Here is a 4,865-nt window from a genome sequence, read left to right as displayed (position 1 = left end):
ACAGCTCCTCCTTGGCCTCGCGCAGCTTGGCCTCGAGGTCGACGTCGTTGAGCTCGTCGAGCTCGTGGGCGAGGTTCGCCATCAGAACTCACCGGCCTCTCGGGTGATGAAGCGGCACTTCATGGGCAGCTTGTGGATGGCGCGCCGCATGGCCTCGCGGGCGACGTCCTCGGGGACGCCGGACAGCTCGAACATGACGCGACCGGGCTTGACGTTGGCGACCCACCACTCCGGCGAACCCTTACCCGAACCCATGCGGGTCTCCGCAGGCTTCTTGGTGAGGGGACGGTCGGGGTAGATGTTGATCCAGACCTTGCCGCCACGCTTGATGTGACGGGTCATCGCGATACGCGCCGACTCGATCTGGCGGTTGGTCACGTAGTGACCCTCGATCGCCTGGATGCCGTAGTCACCGAAGGCCAGCGAGGTGCCGCCCTTGGCGGTACCGCGGCGGTCCGGGTGGTGCTGCTTGCGGTGCTTGACACGACGGGGCATCAGCATGGGTCAGCCCTCCGTTGCGGGAGTCTCGGGGGCCGGCGCCTCGACGGCGGCCGCCTCGGTGGCGGGAGCCTCGCGGTCGGCCCGGGTGGGGCGGGAGCCACGGCTGGGACGCTCCCCGCCGCGCTGGGGGCGACCACCGCGACCGGGGACGCCGGCGCGGGCGGCGGCCTGGGCCTGGCGCTCGGCACGGGTGCCGGCGACCTCGCCCTTGTAGATCCAGACCTTCACGCCGATCCGGCCGAAGGTGGTCTTGGCCTCGTAGAAGCCGTAGTCGATGTCGGCACGCAGGGTGTGCAGCGGCACGCGACCCTCGCGGTAGAACTCGGTGCGCGACATCTCGGCGCCGTTGAGGCGGCCCGAGCACTGGATCCGGATGCCCTTGGCACCCGAGCGCATCGTGGTCTGCATCGCCTTGCGCATGGCGCGACGGAACTGCACACGGCCGGAGAGCTGCTCGGCGACGCCCTGGGCGACCAGCTGCGCGTCGACCTCGGGGTTCTTGACCTCGAGGATGTTCAGCTGCACCTGCTTGCCGGTGAGCTTCTCGAGCTCGCCGCGGATGCGGTCGGCCTCCGCGCCGCGGCGGCCGATGACGATGCCCGGCCGGGCGGTGTGGATGTCGACGCGGACGCGGTCGCGGGTGCGCTCGATCTCGACGCGGGCGATGCCGGCGCGCTCCATGCCCTTGCTGAGCAGCTTGCGGATCGCGACGTCCTCACCGACGTAGGACTTGTACAGCTTGTCGGCGTACCAGCGCGACTTGTGGTCGGTGGAGATGCCGAGACGGAAGCCGTTCGGGTTGATCTTCTGGCCCATCAGGCACCCTTTCCGTTCGAGACGTCGGCCGGCTGCACGACCAGCGTGATGTGGCTGGTGCGCTTGTTGATCCGGGTGGCCCGGCCCTGCGCACGCGGCCGGAACCGCTTCATCGTCGGGCCCTCGTCGACCATGGCCTTGGAGACGACCAGCGTGGCGGCGTCGAGGCCCTCGGTGGTCTCGGCGTTGGCGATGGCGGACTCCAGGACCTTGTAGACGGTCTCGGAGGCGGCCTGCGGCGCGAACCGCAGCACGGCGAGGGCGTCCTCGACCGGCAGGCCGCGGACCAGGTCGACCACGCGGCGGGCCTTCATCGGGGTGATCCGCACGAAGCGGGCACTCGCGAACGCGCCGGGCTCGTTGCCCAGGAGCGAGTCGCGGCGGGCGCTGCTGCGCCGGCGCTCAGTGGTGGACATCAGCGACGCCGTCCCTTCCGGTCTTCCTTCACGTGCCCGCGGTAGGTGCGGGTCGGGGCGAACTCGCCCAGCTTGTGGCCGACCATGGAGTCGGTGACGAACACCGGCACGTGCTTGCGACCGTCGTGGACGGCGATCGTGTGACCTATCATGTCCGGGACGATCATCGAGCGGCGCGACCAGGTCTTGATGACGTTGTGGGTGCCCTTCTCGTTCTCCGCGTCCACCTTCTTGGCGAGGTGGTCGTCGACGAAGGGGCCCTTCTTCAGGCTGCGAGGCATTACTTACGGCCCTTTCCGGACTTGCGGCGGCGGATGATCTGGGCGTCGGAGGCCTTGCGCTTGCGCGTACGGCCCTCGGGCTTGCCCCACGGGGACACCGGGTGGCGACCACCGGAGGTCTTGCCCTCACCACCACCGTGCGGGTGGTCGACCGGGTTCATCACGACACCACGGACGGTGGGGCGCTTGCCCTTCCAGCGCATGCGGCCGGCCTTGCCCCAGTTGATGTTCGACTGCTCGGCGTTGCCGACCTCGCCGACGGTGGCGCGGCAGCGCACGTCGACGAAGCGCATCTCGCCCGAGGGCATGCGCAGCGTGGCGCGGCTGCCCTCACGGGCCACCAGCTGCGCGCTGATGCCGGCCGAGCGGGCGATCTTCGCGCCGCCGCCCGGACGCAGCTCCACGCAGTGGATGGTGGTACCGACCGGGATGTTGCGCAGCGGCAGGTTGTTGCCGGGCTTGATGTCGGCGTTCGGGCCCGACTCCACGCGGGTGCCCTGCGTGAGGTCCTTGGGCGCGATGATGTAGCGCTTCTCGCCGTCGACGTAGTGCAGCAGCGCGATGCGCGCGGTGCGGTTGGGGTCGTACTCGATGTGAGCGACCTTGGCCGGCACGCCGTCCTTGTCGTAGCGACGGAAGTCGATGATCCGGTAGGCGCGCTTGTGGCCACCGCCCTGGTGACGGGTGGTGATGCGGCCCTGGTTGTTGCGACCGCCCTTCTTGGGCAGCGGCCGGGTCAGCGACTTCTCGGGGGTGGTACGCGTGATCTCGACGAAGTCGGCGACCGAGCTGCCCCGGCGGCCCGGGGTCGTCGGCTTGTACTTGCGGATAGCCATGTCTTAGTCCCTTTATCGGATCCGGTCAGGCGACCGGACCTCCGAAGATGTCGATGCGGTGACCCTCGGCCAGGCTCACGATGGCGCGCTTGGTGTCCTTGCGCTTGCCGAGGCCGTAGCGCGTGCGACGCGTCTTGCCGGCCCGGTTGAGCGTGTTCACCGAGGTGACCTTGACGTTGAAGATCTTCTCGACCGCGATCTTGATCTCGGTCTTGTTCGCGTCCGGGTGCACCAGGAACGTGTACTTGTTCTGGTCGAGCAGGCCGTAGCTCTTCTCGGAGACCACGGGCGCGAGCAGGATGTCGCGGTGGTCCTTGTGCAGGGTGCTCACTTGGTGCCCTCCTCGGCAGCGCCCTTCGCCCCGGTCTGCGCGGCGACGAAGGAGTCGAAGGCGGCCTTGGTGAAGACGAGGTCGTCGGAGGCCAGGACGTCGTAGGTGTTGAGCTGGTCGGTGTGGACCAGGTGCACCTCGGGGGCGTTGCGCAGCGACAGCCAGGTGACGACGTCGTCGCGCTCGACCACCACGAGGAACTTGGTGCGGGGCGCGAGGGCGGTCAGCGCGGCGAGGGCGGCCTTGGTGCTGGGGGTCTCGCCGGTGACGAGGCCCTCCACCACGTGGACGCGGCCGTTGCGGGCCCGGTCGGAGAGGGCACCGCGCAGGGCGGCGGCCTTCATCTTCTTGGGGGTGCGCGGGGAGGAGTCGCGCGGCTGCGGGCCGTGGACGGTGCCACCGCCGGCGAACTGCGGCGCGCGGGTCGAGCCCTGGCGGGCGCGACCGGTGCCCTTCTGCTTGTAGGGCTTCTTGCCACCGCCGCGGACCTCGCCGCGGGTCTTGGTGGCGTGGGTGCCCTGGCGGGCGGCGGCCTGCTGGGCCACGACGACCTGGTGGATCAGCGGGATGCTGACCTTGGCGTCGAAGATCTCGGCGGGCAGGTCCACCTTCACGGTGTTGGCCATGATCAGGACTCCTGGCTCTTCTTCGCGGCCGAGCGGAGCACGATCAGACCGCCGCGGGGGCCGGGGACGGCACCCTTGAGCAGGATCAGGCCCTTCTCGACGTCGACGGCGTGCACGGTGACGTTCTGGGTGGTGACGGTGTCGGTACCCATGTGGCCGGCCATGCGGACGCCCTTGAACACGCGGCCGGGGGTGGCGCAGGCGCCGATCGAGCCCGGCTTGCGGTGGTTGCGGTGGGCACCGTGCGAGGCGGAGACACCGGCGAAGCCGTGACGCTTCATCGTGCCCGCGAAGCCCTTGCCCTTGCTGGTGCCCGTGACGTCGATGGCCTCGCCGGCGGCGAAGGTGTCGACGGCGAGCTCCTGGCCGACCGCGTAGGTCGCGGCGTCGGCGGTGCGGATCTCCACCAGGTGGCGGCGGGGGGTGACCCCGGCCTTGGCGAAGTGGCCCGACTCGGGCTTGTTCACCTTGCGGCCGTCGATCTCGCCGTAGCCGACCTGGATGGCGTTGTAGCCGTCGGTCTCGGGCTGGCGGACCTGGGTCACGACGTTGGTGTTCGCCGCGATCACGGTGACGGGGACGACGCGGTTGTTCTCGTCCCAGAGCTGGGTCATGCCGAGCTTGGTGCCCAGCAGGCCCTTCACATTGCGTTCGAAAGTCATGACGTCGTCAGCCTCAGAGCTTGATCTCGATGTCGACGCCGGCCGGCAGGTCGAGCCGCATCAGGGAGTCGACGGTCTTCGGGGTGGGGTCGATGATGTCGATCAGACGCTTGTGCGTTCGCATCTCGAAGTGCTCACGCGAGTCCTTGTACTTGTGGGGCGAGCGGATGACGCAGTACACGTTCTTCTCGGTCGGCAGCGGCACCGGGCCGGCGACCTTGGCACCCGTGCGGGTGACGGTGTCCACGATCTTGCGCGCCGAGGTGTCGATCACCTCGTGGTCATAGGCCTTGAGCCTGATGCGGATCTTCTGTCCCGCCATAGGTCTCTCTCGTCCTTCTTCGTCAGTCCTGCCGCGTGCGTGTCCCGGGACGTCCTCGGGCTTGAGTCGGTCCC

At 69.2% G+C, this 4,865-nt stretch carries 9 protein-coding genes; all 9 read right to left on the bottom strand.

Annotation, left to right across the window (positions count from 1 at the left end):
* Positions 1-81: 81 nt before the first annotated feature.
* Genes rplP through rpsJ form a run of 9 tightly spaced genes read right to left on the bottom strand, consistent with a single transcriptional unit; the run spans position 82 to position 4,791 of the window.
* Positions 82-501: a 50S ribosomal protein L16 gene (gene rplP / locus ACERUJ_RS05400; RefSeq protein WP_370247439.1), complete on the bottom strand. Its 420-nt coding sequence runs from the start codon at positions 499-501 to the stop codon at positions 82-84.
* A gap of 3 nt (positions 502-504) precedes the next feature.
* Entirely contained in the window at positions 505-1,317 is an 813-nt protein-coding gene (rpsC, locus tag ACERUJ_RS05395; RefSeq protein ID WP_370247438.1) for a 30S ribosomal protein S3, read from the bottom strand.
* A complete protein-coding gene (gene rplV, locus ACERUJ_RS05390; protein WP_370247437.1) occupies positions 1,317-1,733 on the bottom strand; it encodes a 50S ribosomal protein L22 in 417 nt (138 codons plus the stop codon). Before rplV ends, rpsC begins: the two co-directional genes overlap by 1 nt.
* The gene (rpsS, locus tag ACERUJ_RS05385; protein WP_370247436.1) at positions 1,733-2,014 is read right to left on the bottom strand and encodes a 30S ribosomal protein S19; all 282 of its coding nucleotides are present in this window, start codon (positions 2,012-2,014) and stop codon (positions 1,733-1,735) included. Before rpsS ends, rplV begins: the two co-directional genes overlap by 1 nt.
* Positions 2,014-2,850 (bottom strand): 50S ribosomal protein L2, encoded by an 837-nt coding sequence (rplB, locus tag ACERUJ_RS05380; protein WP_370247435.1) that lies wholly within the window; start codon positions 2,848-2,850, stop codon positions 2,014-2,016. The genes rpsS and rplB overlap by 1 nt, the downstream gene beginning before the upstream one ends.
* A gap of 25 nt (positions 2,851-2,875) precedes the next feature.
* Positions 2,876-3,181, bottom strand: a complete 306-nt coding sequence (rplW, locus tag ACERUJ_RS05375) for a 50S ribosomal protein L23 (RefSeq protein WP_370247434.1) — start codon at positions 3,179-3,181, stop codon at positions 2,876-2,878.
* Entirely contained in the window at positions 3,178-3,807 is a 630-nt protein-coding gene (rplD, locus tag ACERUJ_RS05370) for a 50S ribosomal protein L4 (protein ID WP_370247433.1), read from the bottom strand. The genes rplW and rplD overlap by 4 nt, the downstream gene beginning before the upstream one ends.
* A gap of 2 nt (positions 3,808-3,809) precedes the next feature.
* On the bottom strand, positions 3,810-4,469 hold the full coding sequence (rplC, locus tag ACERUJ_RS05365; RefSeq protein ID WP_370247432.1) for a 50S ribosomal protein L3: 660 nt from the start codon (positions 4,467-4,469) through the stop codon (positions 3,810-3,812).
* Positions 4,470-4,482: 13 nt separating this feature from the next.
* Positions 4,483-4,791 (bottom strand): 30S ribosomal protein S10, encoded by a 309-nt coding sequence (gene rpsJ / locus ACERUJ_RS05360; RefSeq protein WP_008360994.1) that lies wholly within the window; start codon positions 4,789-4,791, stop codon positions 4,483-4,485.
* Positions 4,792-4,865: the final 74 nt, after the last annotated feature.

This window comes from Nocardioides sp., from assembly GCF_964228225.1.
In the GTDB taxonomy this organism is placed as follows: Bacteria; Actinomycetota; Actinomycetes; order Propionibacteriales; family Nocardioidaceae; genus Nocardioides.
The sequence above is the reverse complement of the archived record's forward strand: the minus strand, read 5'-3'. Positions and strand labels throughout refer to the sequence as shown.